At 68.0% G+C, this 1,234-nt stretch carries 1 protein-coding gene; it reads right to left on the reverse strand.

Features of this window, described 5'->3' with window-relative positions; genetic code table 11:
• Positions 1-1,164, reverse strand: a protein-coding gene (locus ACFVWU_RS44960; protein ID WP_387632537.1) for an IS3 family transposase whose coding sequence is annotated in 2 segments (ribosomal slippage) — positions 1-885 and positions 885-1,164 — 1,165 coding nt annotated over the 2 segments. Because the reading frame shifts where the segments join, the coding sequence is not laid out codon by codon here. This gene is flagged as partial in the annotation.
• Positions 1,165-1,234 lie beyond the last annotated feature (70 nt).

The raw sequence follows: 1,234 nt of genomic DNA on the forward strand, positions 1-1,234 counted from the left end.
TAACTGATCTCTGCTCGTAGGCGATCGGGGTCATGTGGTCGAGGGAGGAGTGCCTCCTCCAGGTGTTGTATCGGTTGATCCATCGGAAGACCGAGAGGCGGGCGGCGCGGGCTCCGGGCCAGCGTTTCGCGCCCTGCAGGGTCTCCCGCTTCAGCGTCGCGTTGAACGCCTCCGCGGCGGCGTTGTCCGCACTGGTGCCGACGGCTCCGCGCGACCGGGTCACGCCCAACTCCCGGCAGACCTTGGCGAACTCCTTCGACGCGTATTGCCCGCCGTTGTCGCTGTGGAAGATGGCCCCGCCCAGGCTGCCGCCGCGGGTCGCGGCAGCGGCCTTGAGGGCGTCGATGACCAACTCGGTGCGCATGTGGTCGGCGATCGACCAGCCCGCCAACCGCCTCGAATGCAGGTCCAACACCGTTGCCAGATAGAGGAACTGGCCGTCGCCGACCGGCAGGTAGGTTATGTCGCCGACGTACTTGGTGTTCGGCTTCGGCGCGGTGAAGTCCCGCTGGATGAGATCCGGGACCGGGGCCGCCTCGGGTTCCGGCACCGTGGTGCGGACCTTCTTGCGCAAGTGCACGCCGACAATGCCGAAGCAGCGCATCAGCCGCTCGACCCGCTTGTGGTTCACCGACCGGCCGCTCTCGCGCAGCTCGGCGGTGACCCTGGGGCTGCCGTAGGTGCCCTCGGACTCGGCGTGGATCTCCTTGATCCGCTCGGCGAGGATCTGGTCAGCCCGTTCACGTTCCACGCGGGCGTCGACGCCGGCCCGCCAGCGGTAGAACCCGGAGCGGGAGACCTCCATGACCTGGCACAGCCGCTTCACGCCGAAGGCGCGGTGGTGGTCCTCGACGAACTGGAAGCGGCTCACCAGTTGGTCTCGCCCGCGAAATACTTGGCCGCCCGGCGCAGGATCTCGCGCTCCAGCTCCAGCTCCCGGACCTGCTTGCGCAGACGGGCAATCTCGGCGTCCTTGGCCGCATCCGCGGCGGGTTCCGGCTGGGTCGGCTGTTCCGCCTTCTCGGCGGTCTTGATCCACTGGCGCAGAGTCTCGTGGTTCACGCCCAGGTCCTTGGCCACCGACGCGACGGTCCGCCCCGGGCTGGAGCGGTACAGCGCGACAGCATCGGCCCGGAACTCAGCCGAGTACTTGTACGTCCCCAACGGGAACTCCTGTTCTCCGGATCATCACGATCCAAGTGTCCAGGGTGTCCACGTTCCGGGGGAAACCTCC

Origin of the sequence: Kitasatospora sp. NPDC058190, from assembly GCF_042883685.1 — a bacterium.
In the GTDB taxonomy this organism is placed as follows: Bacteria; Actinomycetota; Actinomycetes; order Streptomycetales; family Streptomycetaceae; genus Kitasatospora.